Source organism: Pseudoduganella sp. R-43, from assembly GCF_049913255.1.
In the GTDB taxonomy this organism is placed as follows: Bacteria; Pseudomonadota; Gammaproteobacteria; order Burkholderiales; family Burkholderiaceae_D; genus Rugamonas.
Genome location: NZ_CP183988.1, coordinates 958,539 through 973,067, shown reverse-complemented (window position 1 = coordinate 973,067; position 14,529 = coordinate 958,539). Strand labels below are relative to the sequence as shown.

17 protein-coding genes and 1 pseudogene are annotated in these 14,529 nt (G+C 60.4%); 12 read left to right on the top strand and 6 right to left on the bottom strand.

Features of this window, described 5'->3' with window-relative positions:
- Nucleotides 1-134 precede the first annotated feature (134 nt).
- Nucleotides 135-1,013: pseudogene (locus ACN9M3_RS04575) on the bottom strand (SDR family NAD(P)-dependent oxidoreductase); the annotation flags it as partial.
- A 202-nt stretch (nucleotides 1,014-1,215) separates the two neighbouring features.
- Between ACN9M3_RS04575 and ACN9M3_RS04570 the strand changes: the two are divergent.
- Nucleotides 1,216-1,875, top strand: a complete 660-nt coding sequence (locus ACN9M3_RS04570) for a TetR family transcriptional regulator (protein ID WP_426320805.1) — start codon at nucleotides 1,216-1,218, stop codon at nucleotides 1,873-1,875.
- 2 nt (nucleotides 1,876-1,877) lie between these two features.
- Here the strand turns inward: ACN9M3_RS04570 and ACN9M3_RS04565 are convergent, their stop codons facing one another.
- A complete protein-coding gene (locus ACN9M3_RS04565) occupies nucleotides 1,878-2,372 on the bottom strand; it encodes a YqaA family protein (protein WP_426167927.1) in 495 nt (164 codons plus the stop codon).
- Between the two features lie 140 nt (nucleotides 2,373-2,512).
- Between ACN9M3_RS04565 and ilvA the strand changes: the two genes are divergently transcribed.
- The 5 genes from ilvA to rapZ all read left to right on the top strand — a co-directional run bounded on the left by ilvA (nucleotide 2,513) and on the right by rapZ (nucleotide 7,615).
- The gene (ilvA, locus tag ACN9M3_RS04560) at nucleotides 2,513-4,045 is read left to right on the top strand and encodes a threonine ammonia-lyase, biosynthetic (protein WP_426320803.1); all 1,533 of its coding nucleotides are present in this window, start codon (nucleotides 2,513-2,515) and stop codon (nucleotides 4,043-4,045) included.
- A 209-nt stretch (nucleotides 4,046-4,254) separates the two neighbouring features.
- Nucleotides 4,255-5,088, top strand: coding sequence for an NADPH-dependent 7-cyano-7-deazaguanine reductase QueF (queF, locus tag ACN9M3_RS04555; protein WP_426320801.1), 834 nt, complete (start codon nucleotides 4,255-4,257; stop codon nucleotides 5,086-5,088).
- Nucleotides 5,089-5,183: 95 nt separating this feature from the next.
- Nucleotides 5,184-5,666: a PTS sugar transporter subunit IIA gene (locus ACN9M3_RS04550; RefSeq protein WP_028101575.1), complete on the top strand. Its 483-nt coding sequence runs from the start codon at nucleotides 5,184-5,186 to the stop codon at nucleotides 5,664-5,666.
- A 2-nt stretch (nucleotides 5,667-5,668) separates the two neighbouring features.
- Nucleotides 5,669-6,604 (top strand): HPr(Ser) kinase/phosphatase, encoded by a 936-nt coding sequence (hprK, locus tag ACN9M3_RS04545; protein ID WP_028101576.1) that lies wholly within the window; start codon nucleotides 5,669-5,671, stop codon nucleotides 6,602-6,604.
- Nucleotides 6,605-6,751: 147 nt separating this feature from the next.
- On the top strand, nucleotides 6,752-7,615 hold the full coding sequence (rapZ, locus tag ACN9M3_RS04540) for an RNase adapter RapZ (RefSeq protein WP_426167920.1): 864 nt from the start codon (nucleotides 6,752-6,754) through the stop codon (nucleotides 7,613-7,615).
- On the opposite strand, the gene ACN9M3_RS04535 is transcribed toward rapZ, so the two are convergent.
- Both ACN9M3_RS04535 and ACN9M3_RS04530 read right to left on the bottom strand, forming a co-directional pair.
- Nucleotides 7,616-8,110, bottom strand: coding sequence for an arsinothricin resistance N-acetyltransferase ArsN1 family B (locus tag ACN9M3_RS04535; protein WP_426167918.1), 495 nt, complete (start codon nucleotides 8,108-8,110; stop codon nucleotides 7,616-7,618).
- Nucleotides 8,111-8,188: 78 nt separating this feature from the next.
- The gene (locus tag ACN9M3_RS04530; protein ID WP_426320797.1) at nucleotides 8,189-8,563 is read right to left on the bottom strand and encodes a VOC family protein; all 375 of its coding nucleotides are present in this window, start codon (nucleotides 8,561-8,563) and stop codon (nucleotides 8,189-8,191) included.
- Nucleotides 8,564-8,664: 101 nt separating this feature from the next.
- Here ACN9M3_RS04530 and ACN9M3_RS04525 point away from each other — a divergent pair, with 101 nt between their 5' ends.
- The 6 genes from ACN9M3_RS04525 (at nucleotide 8,665) to ACN9M3_RS04500 (ending at nucleotide 12,940) form a co-directional block, all read left to right on the top strand.
- On the top strand, nucleotides 8,665-9,018 hold the full coding sequence (locus ACN9M3_RS04525) for a hypothetical protein (RefSeq protein ID WP_426167914.1): 354 nt from the start codon (nucleotides 8,665-8,667) through the stop codon (nucleotides 9,016-9,018).
- Nucleotides 9,015-9,743: a hypothetical protein gene (locus ACN9M3_RS04520; protein WP_426320795.1), complete on the top strand. Its 729-nt coding sequence runs from the start codon at nucleotides 9,015-9,017 to the stop codon at nucleotides 9,741-9,743. The genes ACN9M3_RS04525 and ACN9M3_RS04520 overlap by 4 nt, the downstream gene beginning before the upstream one ends.
- A 46-nt stretch (nucleotides 9,744-9,789) precedes the next feature.
- Nucleotides 9,790-10,119, top strand: coding sequence for a hypothetical protein (locus ACN9M3_RS04515; RefSeq protein WP_426167910.1), 330 nt, complete (start codon nucleotides 9,790-9,792; stop codon nucleotides 10,117-10,119).
- Between the two features lie 132 nt (nucleotides 10,120-10,251).
- Entirely contained in the window at nucleotides 10,252-10,794 is a 543-nt protein-coding gene (locus tag ACN9M3_RS04510; protein WP_426320793.1) for a metal-dependent hydrolase, read from the top strand.
- A gap of 29 nt (nucleotides 10,795-10,823) precedes the next feature.
- Nucleotides 10,824-12,020, top strand: coding sequence for a DUF4272 domain-containing protein (locus ACN9M3_RS04505; RefSeq protein WP_426320791.1), 1,197 nt, complete (start codon nucleotides 10,824-10,826; stop codon nucleotides 12,018-12,020).
- Nucleotides 12,021-12,091: 71 nt separating this feature from the next.
- Nucleotides 12,092-12,940: an endo alpha-1,4 polygalactosaminidase gene (locus tag ACN9M3_RS04500; protein ID WP_426320789.1), complete on the top strand. Its 849-nt coding sequence runs from the start codon at nucleotides 12,092-12,094 to the stop codon at nucleotides 12,938-12,940.
- On the opposite strand, the gene ACN9M3_RS04495 is transcribed toward ACN9M3_RS04500, so the two are convergent.
- Nucleotides 12,941-13,402 carry an Lrp/AsnC family transcriptional regulator gene (locus tag ACN9M3_RS04495; protein WP_426167903.1) on the bottom strand — a complete coding sequence of 154 codons (462 nt, stop codon included), beginning with the start codon at nucleotides 13,400-13,402 and terminating at the stop codon, nucleotides 12,941-12,943.
- Nucleotides 13,399-14,484 (bottom strand): enoyl-CoA hydratase/isomerase family protein, encoded by a 1,086-nt coding sequence (locus ACN9M3_RS04490; protein WP_426320787.1) that lies wholly within the window; start codon nucleotides 14,482-14,484, stop codon nucleotides 13,399-13,401. Before ACN9M3_RS04490 ends, ACN9M3_RS04495 begins: the two co-directional genes overlap by 4 nt.
- Nucleotides 14,485-14,529: the final 45 nt, after the last annotated feature.

The following is a 14,529-nucleotide window of genomic DNA, read 5'->3' as shown; positions in this document are numbered from 1 at the left end:
TATCAAAATATAATTTCGCATTTCAACAAAAATTCCACCCTTAATTTTCCGCGATGCCCGCCCATCAGTCTGGAATTTCGCAACACTGCTGCTATGCGGAATCTTACGATCCCGCTCGCGCGGCAGGCCAGCGCTTACTTTGCCTGCACCAGTGCTTCGCTGACGTCCCATAAGCGCTGGGCCACGTCGTCGTCATGTGCCACCGGATTGGGCGAGCGCAGCGGCCAGCCACCCTTACGCGACGCCTTGTCCTGATAGCCAGCGATCTGGCTGTAGTATGCGCCCGATTGGCCTTCCACTTCAGGCGCGAGCAAGGCGTGCAGGGTAGTTTGCGCGCCTTCCCAAGGCTCGATCATTCCAGCCAGCCTCAGCACCGGGATCACCAGCAGGCGCTGCAGCCACATCGGCAGCGGAACCTTGAGCAGGTTGGTACGCACAAAACCGGGATTGACGCTGGCGGCAACCACGCCGCTGCCGGCCAGCCGGCGGCTGAGCTCGCGGGCGTGCAGCAAGTTGGCAAGCTTCGATTGCGCGTACGCTTCCCAGGTATCGAATGGCCGCCGCTCGTAGTTCAGGTCCTCGAAGTGGATTTCGCCCTTGCGCCCCATGGCAAACTCATGGAAATAGCTCGACAGGTTGACCACTCGCGAAGGCGCGCCGGCCTTCAACGCATTTAGCAGCAGCTCGGTAAGCAGGAAATGGCCCAGGTGGTTGACGCCAAATTGCGTTTCAAAACCGTCGTTGGTGCGGCCGAATGGCGTTTTCATGCCCCCCGCATTGTTGACCAGTCCCTGCAGCTTTGGATGCTCGCGGTTGACCTCGACCGCAAAGGCGCGCACGGAAGCAAGATCGTCCAGCGCCAGCCGGTACACGGCCAGCTTTGCCGAAGGCAGCGCTTGCCGGATTTCAGCAGCGACACGCTTCCCTTCCTCGACCCGGCGTACGCTCATGACGACGGTCACGCCTTGCTTGGCCAATTGCTGGGTGGTCACCAGGCCGATGCCGGAATTGGCGCCGGTGACAACCTAAGTCTTGCCGCTCAGATCCTGCCCGAGAATTTCCGAACGAACCATTAAAGGGGTAGCCATCTTGTACTCCGTGTGAGACATTCGACATAAGAAACCACTGGTCTCCAATTTAGAAGACCACTGGTCTCTTGTCAAGCAGCTTTGCGATGATAAAGTTGCGCCACTCACCAGAACGTCTGATTAATTTATGACAGCACCAGAGACATTTCAGCGCGCCCGCCGCCCCGAACAGAAAGAGGAGCGCCGCCTCCATTTGCTGGAAACCGCCAAGGCTGCCCTGCGCAACGGCATGGAAGTCAGCGAGCTTGGCTTGAATGAGCTGGCGCGGCGCGCCGAAATGACCAAATCGAATGTCTACCGGTATTTCGAGAATCGCGAAGCCTTGCTGCTGGCATTACTGGAAGAGGAGACTGGACGCTGGCAGCAGGAATTGGATGAGCGGCTCGCCGCCGTGCAGCCCGCAACCGGACAGCAGCTTGCACAGGCGTTCGCCGCCGCCAGCGCCGCTTATCCTCTGATGTGCCGCCTGCTCAGCATTCTGCCTTCGATCATCGAGCGCAATGTATCGCAAGAAAGGCTGAAGGAATTCAAGCTGCGCACCATCGCCATGACGGCTGCGGTAGCGGACCTGTTGAACGCGAGGGCACCGGCGTTGCCAGCCGCTGCTTATATCACCTTCATGCGCCTGGCCATCCCACTCATGATCGGGCTCTGGCCACTCAGCCACCCGGCGCCGGCCTTGTGCGAAGTGCTGGCCGCTCCAGAACTGGAACCGTTACGGTATGAGTACGAGAGCGAGCTGGCCGCCGCCCTGCTGCTGCTGCTGCGCGGCCTGGGATCGGATTGAGGTCAACCGCCTAATGCATGCGCGATCGAGCGCCAGGCACCGTCCGGCACATACAACAGCAGCGAAGTCATCGTGATGTAGCGCGCCAGCTTGCCGATCGCCATATACATGGTCGCGGGCCAGAACGGCAGCTTCAGCCAGCCGCCCAGCGTGCACAGCGGATCACCGATGCCGGGCACCCAGGACAGCAGCATGGTCTTGGCTCCGTAGTGCGCCAGCCAGCCGAACCAGCGGCTGGAACGTTCCTTGGTAAAGGCTTTCTTGGCGTAATAACCGATCCAGTAGTCGACCACGCCGCCCAGGGTATTGCCCACGGTCGCGACCGCAATGGCTGGCCAGAACATGTCGGGATTGGCTTTGCAGACGGCAAAGACAGCGGGTTCGGACCCCAGCGGCACCAGCGTGGCAGAGACAAAACTGATGATGAAGACCGAGGTCAGTCCCACTTCGGGCGCCGCCAACACACCCAGCAGCCATTGGATTGCAGATTCGATCATAGGCTTCCATTATAATGAACCGACCAGAACACCCGGCACACCAGACAGCCCGCGCCATTGCATACCCGCATGGCAGGCGTGCCACCCCTTCGGTTACCCGCCGTTGACAGTCCTTGCACCACTCAAATCCTTTGCAAATTATGACTATCGACTACCTGAAGAAAATCCTGACCTCCCGCGTCTACGACGTGGCCCATGAAACCCCGCTCGAACTGGCTCCGATTCTCTCGCAACGAATTGGCAACCAGATTTACTTCAAGCGCGAGGACATGCAGGACGTCTTTAGCTTCAAGGTACGCGGCGCTTACAACAAGATGGCGAATCTAAGCGACGCGCAATTGAAGCGCGGCGTCATTTGCGCCTCCGCCGGCAATCACGCGCAGGGCGTCGCCCTGTCCGCAGCCAAACTCGGTTGCCGCGCCCTCATCGTCATGCCTGCCACCACCCCGCTGCTGAAAGTCGAATCCGTGCGCCGCCGCGGCGGCGCCAGCGTGGAAGTGGTGCTGCATGGCGAGTCCTATACGGATGCCTACAACCACGCCCTGCAACTCGAGAAAGAGCAGAAGCTGACCTTCGTGCACCCATTCGACGATCCGGAAGTGATCGCCGGCCAGGGCACCATTGCCATGGAAATCCTGCGCCAGCATTCCGGCCCTATCCACGCGATCTTCGTGCCGATCGGCGGCGGCGGCCTGATTGCCGGTGTCGCCGCCTATGTGAAGCAGCTGCGCCCGGATATCAAGGTCATCGGCGTGCAAACCATGGATTCGGATGCGATGGGCCGCTCCATCAAGGCCGGCGAGCGCATCACCTTGTCCGACGTTGGCCTGTTCGCCGACGGCACCGCCGTGCGCCTGGTGGGCGAGGAAACCTTCCGCCTCGCGCAGCAGTTTGTCGACGAAGTGATCGTGGTCGATACCGATGCGATCTGCGCGGCGATCAAGGACGTGTTCACCGATACGCGCTCGATCCTGGAGCCTTCCGGCGCGCTGGCCGTAGCCGGCGCCAAGGCTTATGTCGAGCGCTCGGAAATGGGCAAGTATCCGCTGCAGGGCGAGACGCTGGTGACCATCTGTAGCGGCGCCAACATGAACTTCGACCGCTTGCGTTTCGTGGCGGAACGCGCCGAACTCGGTGAGTCGCGCGAAGCCGTGTTTGCCGTCACCATGCCGGAGCAGCGCGGCTCGTTCAAGCGCTTCTGCAGCCTGGTGGGCCCGCGCAATGTGACGGAGTTCAACTACCGGATAAGCGACCAGGAGCAGGCGCACGTGTTCGTCGGCGTGCAGATTGCCGATCGCAGCGAGTCGTCGTCGATTGCGCGGCGCTTTGAAGAGAACAACTTCAAGACGCTGGATTTGACCCATGACGAACTGGCCAAGTCGCACCTGCGCCACCTGGTCGGCGGCAAGAGCGTGCTGGCCAAGGATGAACTGCTGTATCGCTTTGAATTCCCTGAGCGGCCGGGGGCGCTGATGCGCTTCCTCGATTCGATGGCGCCGGAATGGAATATCTCCTTGTGCCATTACCGCTCGCAGGGCGGCGACGTGGGGCGGATTCTGATTGGCTTGCAGGTGCCGCCGCAGGATATGGACAAGTTTGCGCAGTTCCTGGCTACCTTGGGGTATCGCTATTGGGATGAGTCGCAGAATCCGGTGTACAAACTGTTCCTCTGAAACCGGTAAACCAGGGTCTGACCCGCAGGGTCAGACCCTGTCTGCGCTACCGCTGTTGGTGTTGGTTGTGCGCCGTTGATCTCCGTTGAAAGTCAAAGACCTCGAATCCACCCCGCGACTTCGAGACCGTACGGGGTCTGACCCTGCGGGTCAGACCCAGATTTACCGGTTTTTGGTAAACTGGCAGACCGTTTCAAGAAAAGTCCGCCATGTCCAACCTCCCAGAACATTCCCCCCTCGGCAAAACCTCCGCCTACCGCACCGACTACGCGCCGGAACTGCTGTTCCCCATCCCGCGCCAGGGCAAGCGCGACGAGTTGGGCCTGACAGGCACCCTGCCCTTCTTCGGAGTGGACATCTGGAACGGCTACGAGCTGTCCTGGCTGAACATGCGCGGCAAGCCGCAAGTGGCGGTGGCCCGCTTCACCATCCCTGCCGATTCGCCAAACTTGATCGAATCTAAATCTTTCAAGCTTTACCTCAATTCCTTCAACCAGACCAGGCTGGCCGGCCCCGACGCGCTGAAAATGCTGCTGCAGCAAGACCTTTCCGCCGCCGCCGGCGGCAGCGTGCATGTCACCCTGACCATGCAGGAGGACTTCCAAAAACTGGAAATGGGCGAGCTGGAAGGCCAGTTGCTGGACCGCCTCGACATCGACGTCGACAACTATTCCCCTCAGCCGGAAACATTGAAAGCCAACTTCGACGAGCTGCCAGTAGAGGAGACCCTCGTCTCGCATTTGCTGAAGTCAAATTGCCTGGTCACCGGCCAACCCGACTGGGGCAGCGTGCAGATCAGCTACTACGGGCCGCAGATCGACCAGGAAAGCTTGCTCAAATACCTGATCGGCTTCCGCGAGCATAATGAGTTCCACGAGCAGTGCGTCGAGCGCATCTTCACGGACATCCTGCGCCAGTGCAAGCCGCAACACTTGACGGTGTATGCACGGTATACCCGCCGAGGCGGCCTTGATATCAACCCATGGCGCACCAACTTTAGTAGTGCACAGCGGCCGTCCAATTTGCGCAACGCCCGCCAGTAAGGGATTTTTCCACGCAGAAACATTGCGTGAAATTCGAGTTACACGGCTGAGAAAGAGGCCTATAATGCGCTCGCAAAGCACATCAATGTCGCGTCATGAATAACCTGAGCAAAATCCTTTCGCTAGAGAACGTCCAGCTCGACCTGGAAGTCTCCAGCAAAAAGCGCGCTTTCGAGCAAGCCGGCCTGATCTTCGAGAACAACTGCGGCATCGCTCGCTCCACCGTATCGGACAACCTGTTCGCGCGCGAGCGCCTGGGCTCCACCGGCCTCGGCCACGGCGTCGCTGTCCCACACGGGCGCATCAAGGGTTCCAAGAGCCTGAAGGCGCCATTGGCCGCCTTTGTCCGCCTGGCCGAACCGATTCCTTTTGAATCGCCGGACGGCAAACCTGTGAACCTGCTGTTCTTCCTGCTCATCCCCGACCACGTGACGCAGCAGCACCTCGAAATCCTGTCCGAGATCGCAGAAATGTTCTCGGACGACGCCTTCCGCCAGGCACTGACGGAAGACCCGGACCCGAAATCGGTCTACAGCCGCATCGTCAACTGGCAGCCTAGCCTGCAAGCGGCAGGTTGAACATGCTGCAAACGCCGCTGACGATCCAGAGACTGTACGACGACAATCGCGAAACCCTGCAACTGGGCTGGTTCGCCGGCTTTCCAGGCGGCGAGCGCCTGATCTCCGGCGACGTCGCTTCGGCGGCCGACCAGGTTGGCCACTTGAATACGATTCACCCTGGACGCATCCAGGTGTTCGGCCACCAGGAAATCAATTACTACCAGCGCCTCAAATCGCTGACGCGCGCCCATGTGATCGGTGAACTGATCGCAGGCGGCCCGCCGGCGCTGATCATCGCGCAAGGGCTCGAGACCCCGCCTGACATCCTGGCGATCTGCGACGAAAAGAATATCCCGCTGTTCTCCACGCCGCTGCCTGCAGCGCAGGTGATTGACTTTCTGCGCGTCTACCTGTCGAAAAAGCTGGCGCAGCGCATCATCATGCACGGCGTGTTCATGGACGTGCTGGGCGTGGGCGTGCTGATTACCGGCGACTCCGGCCTCGGCAAATCCGAGCTGGGACTTGAATTGATTTCACGTTCGCACGGCCTGGTGGCCGACGATGCGGTGGAATTCGCGCGCATCGCTCCCAACATGATCGAAGGCCGCTGCCCGCCGCTGCTGCAAAACCTGCTGGAAGTGCGCGGCCTGGGCCTGCTGGATATCAAGGCGATCTTCGGCGAGACTGCCGTGCGCCGCAAGATGCGTCTGAAGCTGATCGTGCACCTGGTGCGCCGTTCGGCGCTGGAAGAAGAGGTGGAACGCCTGCCGTTCCAGTTCCCGACCGAAGACGTGCTGGGACTTCCGATCCGCAAGGTCGTGATTCCCGTTGCAGCCGGCCGCAACATCGCGGTGCTGCTGGAGGCTGCGGTTCGCAACACCATCCTGCAACTGCGCGGCATCGACACGCTGCAGGAATTCATGGAGCGGCAACGCCAGGCCATGAGTGGGGACTAGCCCCACCCATGACTCATGTTGCTAAGGAAGCCCGCTATGCATAGCGGGCCCGTTCCGCAGGCGCCGAGCCCGCTCGGCGAAACCCCTGCTTCACCAACGACAGGCCATGTCCGGCGACTGATTCGGACTAATGGTACTATCGGTCACATGCGAATCATCCTACTCACCGGCATCTCCGGCTCCGGCAAATCCGTTGCGCTGAATGTTCTTGAAGACATCGGCTACTACTGCGTCGACAACCTGCCGCCTGCCCTGCTGCCGGACCTGATCAATCGCCTCGCAATCGAGGGAACGGATGCTTTGGCCGTCGCGGTCGACGCACGCAGCGCTTCCAGCCTTGCCAGCCTGCCCGGCGAATACCGCAAGCTGAAAGAAGACGGCCACGAGGTCAAGGTGATCTTCCTCACCGCGAATACCCACTCGCTGGTGGCGCGCTTCTCCGAAACGCGCCGCAGCCACCCGCTGTCGCACGAGCTGGCCCCTGGCGAAAATCCTGCAGCACGCCGCACGCTGATCGAATGCATCGCCGAAGAACGCGAACGCCTGTCCGCGATCCAGCAGCTTGGCCACGTGATCGATACGTCGGAAATGAGTGCCAACAAACTGCGCGCCTGGGTCAAGGACCTGGTGCACAGCGAGAACGCGCCATTGACGCTGTTCTTTGAATCGTTCGCCTTCAAGCTCGGCGTGCCGCTCGACGCCGATTTCGTGTTCGACGTGCGCGCGATTCCCAACCCGTATTACGACCTCACCTTGCGTCCGTTGAACGGCCGCGACGCACCGGTGATCGCCTTCCTCGATGCGCAGGAGAGCGCGGAGGAGATGTTCCTGGACATCAAGGGCTTCGTTACCAAATGGCTGCCGCACTTCAAGCGCGACAACCGCTCCTACCTGACGGTAGCCGTCGGCTGCACCGGCGGCCAGCACCGCTCAGTCTATATGGCCGAACGCCTGGCGCGTCACTTCGCGCCGACAGAAACCGTTGTGCTGCGCCACCGCGAGCAATCCTGATCACTCCAGGCGTAGCTGCCAGTAGCTGACGTCGATCCACCGGCCAAACTTGCGGCCGACTTCCTTGAACGCGCCGACAGGCTGGAAGCCCATCTTTTCATGCAGGCCAACGCTGGCTTCATTCGGCAGCGCCACGCCGCCGATCACGAGATGCACGCCGCTCTGGCGCAGCAGGTTGAACAAATGCTGGTACAACTTGCGCGCAAAGCCTTTGCCACGCACTTCCTGGTGCAGGTAGATGGAGCTTTCGACCGAGAAGCGATAAGCGGAGCGCTCCTTCCATTTGCTGGCGTAGGCGTAGCCCAGGATCTTGCCGTCCTGCTCCAGCACCAGCCAGGGCAGCTTCGATGAAATCACTTTCGTGATTCGGCCGGCCATGTCGTCGACACCGACTTCGGCCTCTTCGAAAGTAATGGTGGTGGATGAAACGTAGTGGTTGTAGATTGCAGCGATGGCAGCAGCATCGGCCGGGTGGGCTGAGCGTATGTTGGTCATGAGCGCTTGGGTGAAGTTTGATGACCCAAGCGTTACAGCAAGATGCGGGCCAGCCGCCGGCCGGCCGCGTGCACCAAATTAATCCAGCCAGTGCACCACTTCGATCGTATGCTGGTCAGGATCGGTGATCATCGTCCCAAAGTAGCGCTCGTTGACGTCGGGACGCAGGCCCGGCTTGCGCACAGAAGCGGCGCCTTGCGCCATGGCGTTGGCATGGAAGGCGTGCGTTGCCAGCTGCGACGGCGCTTTGATGGCAATGTGCCCGCGCTGGCCCACCAGCGGCGCATCGCCTTGCGCCGGGTAGATTGCAAAGGCCCAGTGGCCGTCGGCGCCGAAGATGGCCTGGCCTTCGTCTTCGTGCTGCACGCTGTAGCCAAGCGGCTCCAGGCAGGCTTTGTAGAATTCCACTGCACGTGGCAGGTCGCGGGTGGCAATGGATACGTGGTCAATCATGATGCTCTCCTTTCAAACAACGAGCGATCATCATAGGCAGTCCAGGCGAAACGATTTCCCGATTACCTCTATAGCGGTGAGAAATTTTCTCACTTGGCGATATGCTAACATTCGCCGATATGAAGAAATCAACTCCTATCCTCATCCTGCTTGCGATGCTGGCCCTGACTCCTGCAGTGCAGGCAGCTGGACAGCATCACAAATACAATCTGGACTGGCCACGTGCAGGCGAAGTCCTGACCTACCAATCCTGCGGCTGTGCCGACTCGTGCTGGACTGCGGAACTCAAGCAGGGCAAGCAGCTCAAGGCTCGCCTGCGTTGCGATTGCGAGAAGCTTTACTTCACCAAAGAGGGTGGCCAAGAGCAAAGAGTCGCGGACAGCTGCGAAGAGTTCAACGTTGAAGGCAAGATGGATCTGATCCCGCAACGCATGAGGGAGTTGAAGGAAAAATGAGCTTGCTCGTCTTGCTGGCCGCAGCGGCTGCCGGTTCTGCGCCCGTCGATCCCGATCCGGCCTGGCGCTGCACGGCGCAGCACTATGGCGCCTTCGTTTCGCCATCCGGAACCGCGGCCAAATGGCCGGTGCTGAAGGCCTTGCCGGAGCGCTTGCGCAAGAAGAGGTCCATGCTGCTCAACACAGCGGGCGCCTATGCGGGCGGCAAGTCGCATGTCATGTACGTTGATGTCAAAGCCGGCAGCGCTTACGTCGAGCAGTCCGCGGGCACGCTGGATTCCATCGTGATCTTCGGCCCACTGCCAAAGATCGCCTGCGCGGATCCTGCGGCAACCGATATCCTCGATCTCGCGCACTTCTTCATGGACACCTATGCAGAAGACCTCACCGCCGGCGATCGCAAGGCGCTGGCCAACCGCTATTCCCGGCGCGGCACCATTTTCATTGGCGGAGAATGGAAAGAAGAAATTGGTTTTGACAAGCTTTCCAACGAATACGCGAAAAGCTGGAAGCCGCCTGTCACGTTCAGTTGGCAAGGCCTGGCATACGAAAAACTCGGTGACCAGTCGGTAATGGTCACCGGCGGTGTCGCACGGAGCGACCAGGCTGGCCTCGAGACCACGTCCCATTCATACGCCGTTCTGCTGATCAAGGAAGACGGAGAACTGCGCATCCGCATGGAAAGCGGCGCGCCTCCGGCCCGGCCGCAGCTCAGCCGCCGGTAACAATTAAAAACAAATCAACGCCTGCTTTTTGATCTATCATCTGCATATGGCGATCTCATTACTGCTTGCAGCAGCGCTGGGCGCTGCACCTCCCGAGCCGGAACCAATCTGGCGCTGCACGGCTGCGCACTACGCCGGCTTCGTGTCGCCTTCCGGCACCCGCGAAAAGTGGCCTACGGTACCGAAGCTGCCGGAGAAGTTGCGCGACACGCGACACATGACGCTGAATTCACCTGGCATGCTGCCAGGCGGTCGCGCCCACATGATGTATGTGGACAGCGCGGCCAACGTCGTCTACATCCTGCAGACTTCCGGCCCGGCTGACTCCGAGGTCGTATTCGGCCCGTTGCCTCCGGTCGACTGTCCCAAAGAGTAATGGATGCCTCCTTCTATTTGGCAGTCAGAGAGCGAATCCCGACACTAGTCCAGAAGACTGGCCGCAAATACCTCGACGTTTCGTTTTTGGTGAACCTGTTCTGCCAGGTGCCGCTTTAATTTCCTCTGCACCATGCCCACCATCCTTACCCACCCAGCGATTCCGCTGGCACTCGGTGTCGTACTTGGCCCGGACCGCATTTCACGCCGGCTGCTGTTCGCAGGCATGGTTGCGGCAATCGTGCCTGACATGGACGTCATCGCTTTCAAGCTCGGCATCGAATACGCGAACCAGCTTGGCCACCGCGGGGCATCGCATTCGATCGCGTTTGCACTTGCATTGGGAATGCTGGCTGCACTGGCCGCACCGTGGCTGCACGCGAAACGATGGGTGACGATGGCGTTCGTGTCGGTTGCCTGCGTTTCGCATCCCTTGCTCGACATGCTGACAACCGGCGGCCTCGGTGCCGCCATCTGGTGGCCATTCTCCGATCAGCGGCATTTCTTCCCGGTCCAGTTTATCCGCGTATCGCCATTGACAATGGGGCGCTTCCTGGGCCCCGCCGGCTTGACAGTAATTAAATCTGAACTCCTATGGGTTTGGCTGCCCTGCCTATCCACGATGGTGGCCGCCTATGCCATACGCAACAACATCGCTCGCGACCGACTGGAGTAAAGGTCCGCGACACAAAGGAAACTCAAACGATGGCAACTGAACCTGTTTCGCTATTCGCTCAGGAAATAAACCCTGGGCTAGTAATCGAAGTCCTGAAGAAGTTGAATGCAAAGTTCAAAGTCACGGGCACCGACGACGCGTGGAGCGAAATCGAAGTGACGACCGGCGGATGGCTGAAGAAGAAGCGGCTGAAAATCACTCACGATCCAGCCTATTACAGCGGACAAGCGTGGGAGGACCAGATGGCCGGAATGCGCGGCTATTTCGCCCGCTTCCCGCACGCCCCTGCACAGGCAAGAATACTCGCCCTGACCGAAAAATTCGGCTTCGCGCTTGGCACAATCTGCGAGCCCGGCGCAGAGGCCGACGACGAAAGGTACGAGGTTATTTCGGTAATCGCAGAAGCCCTCGATGCAGTCTGGTTCACTCCCTCATCCATGCGGGATTCAAACGGAAGGGTGCTGTATGGCGAGGATTTGTCTGCATCGGATCCCCAGGCCAAATGGCCGAAATACACGCCCATCACGGCTCCATCCGGTGCAGGCAACAACAACGCACTGAAACTGAAGCAGCGCGTTTTCAGCGAGCTTACGGCACTCGGCTTTCAGCCCGCGAACTCCTTGCCCCTTCCCGACCTGGGTATCACGCTGCGCGATAAGCAGGAGCTGTGCAAACGCCTGATGGCGCTGCAAGCCGTATTTGCCTGGGCAGCAATGCCTGTACGCCTGGCCGACACTGCACAACTACAGGGCTATATCGAGCGAAACGACCTGCGCGCCGCGATGACGGAGAGCGAACTTGCATTGATCGATCTGCCGCGCCAGGAATCCCAAGCGCTACATGACCAGACTGTCGGCTGGAGGCTGGAGAATATGTGGGCGCTGGCGTGGATCGTTGGCTTTGCGCAGGTGCCGACGCTGGATGCCAGCCAAATCTCCGACGAAGTCATCGAGGCGATGTTGTTTGACTTCCTGCCCGCCTGGGACGGCAATCTCGCCGACTTCGCGGCGGGCGCTTCATTGAGAGCGGCTGGCGAGGTCATTTTCATGGAATACAAATTCTACTGCGCGCATAACGCTGTCAGGAGCGCGCAAATGGGGGGCATGACCGTGCCCAAAGACTTCGATCCGATAGCGCACGGCGGAGCCGTTCATGAGCGCCGCCATTCGTTCACCTGGGCATTGGCGCCAGGAGATGACTGGGACGACACTGACCTAAGCACATGAGCGCCAGGGAGTAAGCATGCCGTAAGCCGTCCGTGAAACTATTGCCGGCCAATATTTTCAAGGATGAATTGATGCGACAACACACCCGGCGGCTGCTTCCGATCAGTATCTTCTGCTTGGCGCTGGCGACGATGAGCGGATGCGGCGGCGGAAGCAGTTCGGATACGCCGCCGCCTGCAAGCGCACCAGCCGCCTACTGGAAACCTGCGTTGGGCGATACCTGGCAGTGGCAGTTGAAAGGGACGGTCAATACCGCCTATGCGGCAACCGTGTACGATATCGATCTGTTCGATACAGCGCCTGCTACCGTCCAGGCATTGAAGGCGAGCGGCAAGAAAGTGGTCTGCTATTTTTCAGCCGGCAGCTCCGAAAATTGGCGTCCCGACTTTTCCGGCTTTGCGCCAGCCGACATGGGCAAGGACCTGCAAGGATGGGCAGGGGAGCGATGGCTCGACACGCGCTCGGCAACTGTGCGGAAGATCATGCTTGCGCGGTTGGACCTGGCAGTCTCCAAGGGATGCAATGGCGTTGAAGCAGACAACGTGGACGGCTATGCGAACAACAGCGGCTTCGCCCTTACCGCCGCCACGCAGCTCGATTACAACCGATTCCTGGCACGCGAAGCGCACCGCCGGGGAATGTCCATTGCATTGAAAAACGATACGGATCAGTTGAAGGACCTGGTAGGCGATTTCGATTTTGCCGTCAACGAACAATGCCATGAGTTCGCCGAATGCGAGGGCTACCAGGCTTTCATCGCCAGCGGCAAGCCGGTATTCAATGCGGAGTATGCTGCGCCATACAGCAGCGATCCCGCAGCGCGCGCCAAGCTGTGCGCCGATGCCAACGCCCGCAAGTTCCATACGCTGGTGCTGCCGCTCGCGCTGGACGACAGCCTGCGCTACAGCTGCGAGCCGTGACTACAGCGTCAGCTTGGTCTCGAACTTGGAGCAGTTCATCGCGAACAGGCTCTTGACGTTGATGACGTTGTGGTGCGAGGTGAAGACGCGCCGCGTGAAGGCGCTGTACTCTTCCATCGACTCCACCGTGACGATCAGGTGGAAGTCAAACTCGCCGGCCACTTCGTAGCAGGACATCACCTCGGGCTCGGAACGCATGCGGTGTTCGAACTGCTTGAGGATGTCGGTATTCTGCTTCTCCAGTTCGACCGACACGAATACCGTCAGCGGCCGCCCGGCGAGCGCGCGGTCAACCAGCGCGACAGCCTTGACCAGCACGCCGTCGTTGCGCAGCCTTTCGATGCGGCGCTGGCAGGTCGCGACCGACGAATGCACGCGCTCCGCGATCTCGCGCAACGGCGTGCTGGCATCTTCTTGCAGGATATTCAGGATGCCCCGGTCGATCCGGTCCAGATCCCTCATGCGAGGTGGCGCAAGGGGTGCGCCCAGGCCGGCCAGCATGGTTCGAAGAAGCGCTCCACCATGGCGGGCGTCACTTCGGCCAGCGTTGCAGGATTCCACTGCGGCTGGTTGTCCTTGTCGATCACCAGGGCGCGTACGCCCTCGAAAATCTCGCCGTGTTCGAAGTTGCGGCGCACCAGGTTGCGCTCCATGCGCAAGCAGTCGGACACGCCCAGCGACGCGCCGCGCTTCAGCAGCTCGTGGGTCACGCTCATCATCAGCGGCGAGCGCAATTCCATTGCCTTCAGCGATTTCTGCGCGAAAGGCGTGCTGTCGCCTCGCAGCGAATCCATGATGGCGGGTACCGAGCCCGCCGAGAAATGCTGATCGATCAGGGCGCGCTGCGCTTCCAGTTCGCTGTCGCCGGCGAAGGCGTTGTGCGGGCCGGCAAAGACCGCGACAGCATCGCGCAACGATTTGCCGGGCGTCGACTCGAACAGCTTGGCCAGTCCGGCCAGTTCAGTTTCCGGCACGAAGTAGTCAGCCAGGTCGAGGTAGAGCGCATCCGCGGCGCCGACCGTCAGCCCGGTGAGGCCGAGCCACATGCCAAGCTGGCCCGGCGCATGCGACAGGAAGTGGCTGCCGCCCACGTCGGGAAACAGGCCGATGTTCACCTCGGGCATCGCCATCCTGGTACGGCCCGTGACGATGCGCACGCCGCGCTCCGGCCCGCCCTGCGCGATGCCCATGCCGCCGCCCATCACCACGCCATCCATCAGCGCCACATAAGGCTTGGGGTAGAAATGGATTAAATGGTTCAGCGCATATTCTTCGGTGAAGAAGTCTTCCAGCAGCGCGCTGCCGCCTTGCGTATTGCCGCGGCCGACGTCGTGGAAGAAGCGGATATCGCCGCCTGCGCACAGCGCGCGTTCGCTGCTGCTGCGCACCACGACCGCCGCCACCGACGCATCGTCGCGCCATGCCAGCAGCGCCTGCGTCATCGCGCGCACCATGTCGAGGGACAGTGAATTGAGGGTCTTGGGGCGGTCCAGCGTGATGAAGCCGGTACCGTTGGAGAGTTGGGTGTGTACGTGTTCGCTCATGCAAATATTCTAACGCACACTGGTCGCAAAAAAGGGCGCCAATTG

Coding starts and splice junctions, on each gene's coding strand:
- ilvA (WP_426320803.1), top strand. CDS start 2,513: ATGACTATCGACTACCTGAAGAAAATCCTGACCTCCCGCGTCTACGAC.
- queF (WP_426320801.1), top strand. CDS start 4,255: ATGTCCAACCTCCCAGAACATTCCCCCCTCGGCAAAACCTCCGCCTAC.
- ACN9M3_RS04520 (WP_426320795.1), top strand. CDS start 9,015: ATGAGCTTGCTCGTCTTGCTGGCCGCAGCGGCTGCCGGTTCTGCGCCC.
- ACN9M3_RS04535 (WP_426167918.1), bottom strand. CDS start 8,110: ATGACCAACATACGCTCAGCCCACCCGGCCGATGCTGCTGCCATCGCT.
- ACN9M3_RS04510 (WP_426320793.1), top strand. CDS start 10,252: ATGCCCACCATCCTTACCCACCCAGCGATTCCGCTGGCACTCGGTGTC.
- ACN9M3_RS04525 (WP_426167914.1), top strand. CDS start 8,665: ATGCTAACATTCGCCGATATGAAGAAATCAACTCCTATCCTCATCCTG.
- ACN9M3_RS04495 (WP_426167903.1), bottom strand. CDS start 13,402: ATGAGGGATCTGGACCGGATCGACCGGGGCATCCTGAATATCCTGCAA.
- ACN9M3_RS04505 (WP_426320791.1), top strand. CDS start 10,824: ATGGCAACTGAACCTGTTTCGCTATTCGCTCAGGAAATAAACCCTGGG.
- ACN9M3_RS04570 (WP_426320805.1), top strand. CDS start 1,216: ATGACAGCACCAGAGACATTTCAGCGCGCCCGCCGCCCCGAACAGAAA.
- hprK (WP_028101576.1), top strand. CDS start 5,669: ATGCTGCAAACGCCGCTGACGATCCAGAGACTGTACGACGACAATCGC.
- ACN9M3_RS04550 (WP_028101575.1), top strand. CDS start 5,184: ATGAATAACCTGAGCAAAATCCTTTCGCTAGAGAACGTCCAGCTCGAC.
- ACN9M3_RS04500 (WP_426320789.1), top strand. CDS start 12,092: ATGCGACAACACACCCGGCGGCTGCTTCCGATCAGTATCTTCTGCTTG.
- ACN9M3_RS04530 (WP_426320797.1), bottom strand. CDS start 8,563: ATGATTGACCACGTATCCATTGCCACCCGCGACCTGCCACGTGCAGTG.
- ACN9M3_RS04515 (WP_426167910.1), top strand. CDS start 9,790: ATGGCGATCTCATTACTGCTTGCAGCAGCGCTGGGCGCTGCACCTCCC.
- ACN9M3_RS04490 (WP_426320787.1), bottom strand. CDS start 14,484: ATGAGCGAACACGTACACACCCAACTCTCCAACGGTACCGGCTTCATC.
- ACN9M3_RS04565 (WP_426167927.1), bottom strand. CDS start 2,372: ATGATCGAATCTGCAATCCAATGGCTGCTGGGTGTGTTGGCGGCGCCC.
- rapZ (WP_426167920.1), top strand. CDS start 6,752: ATGCGAATCATCCTACTCACCGGCATCTCCGGCTCCGGCAAATCCGTT.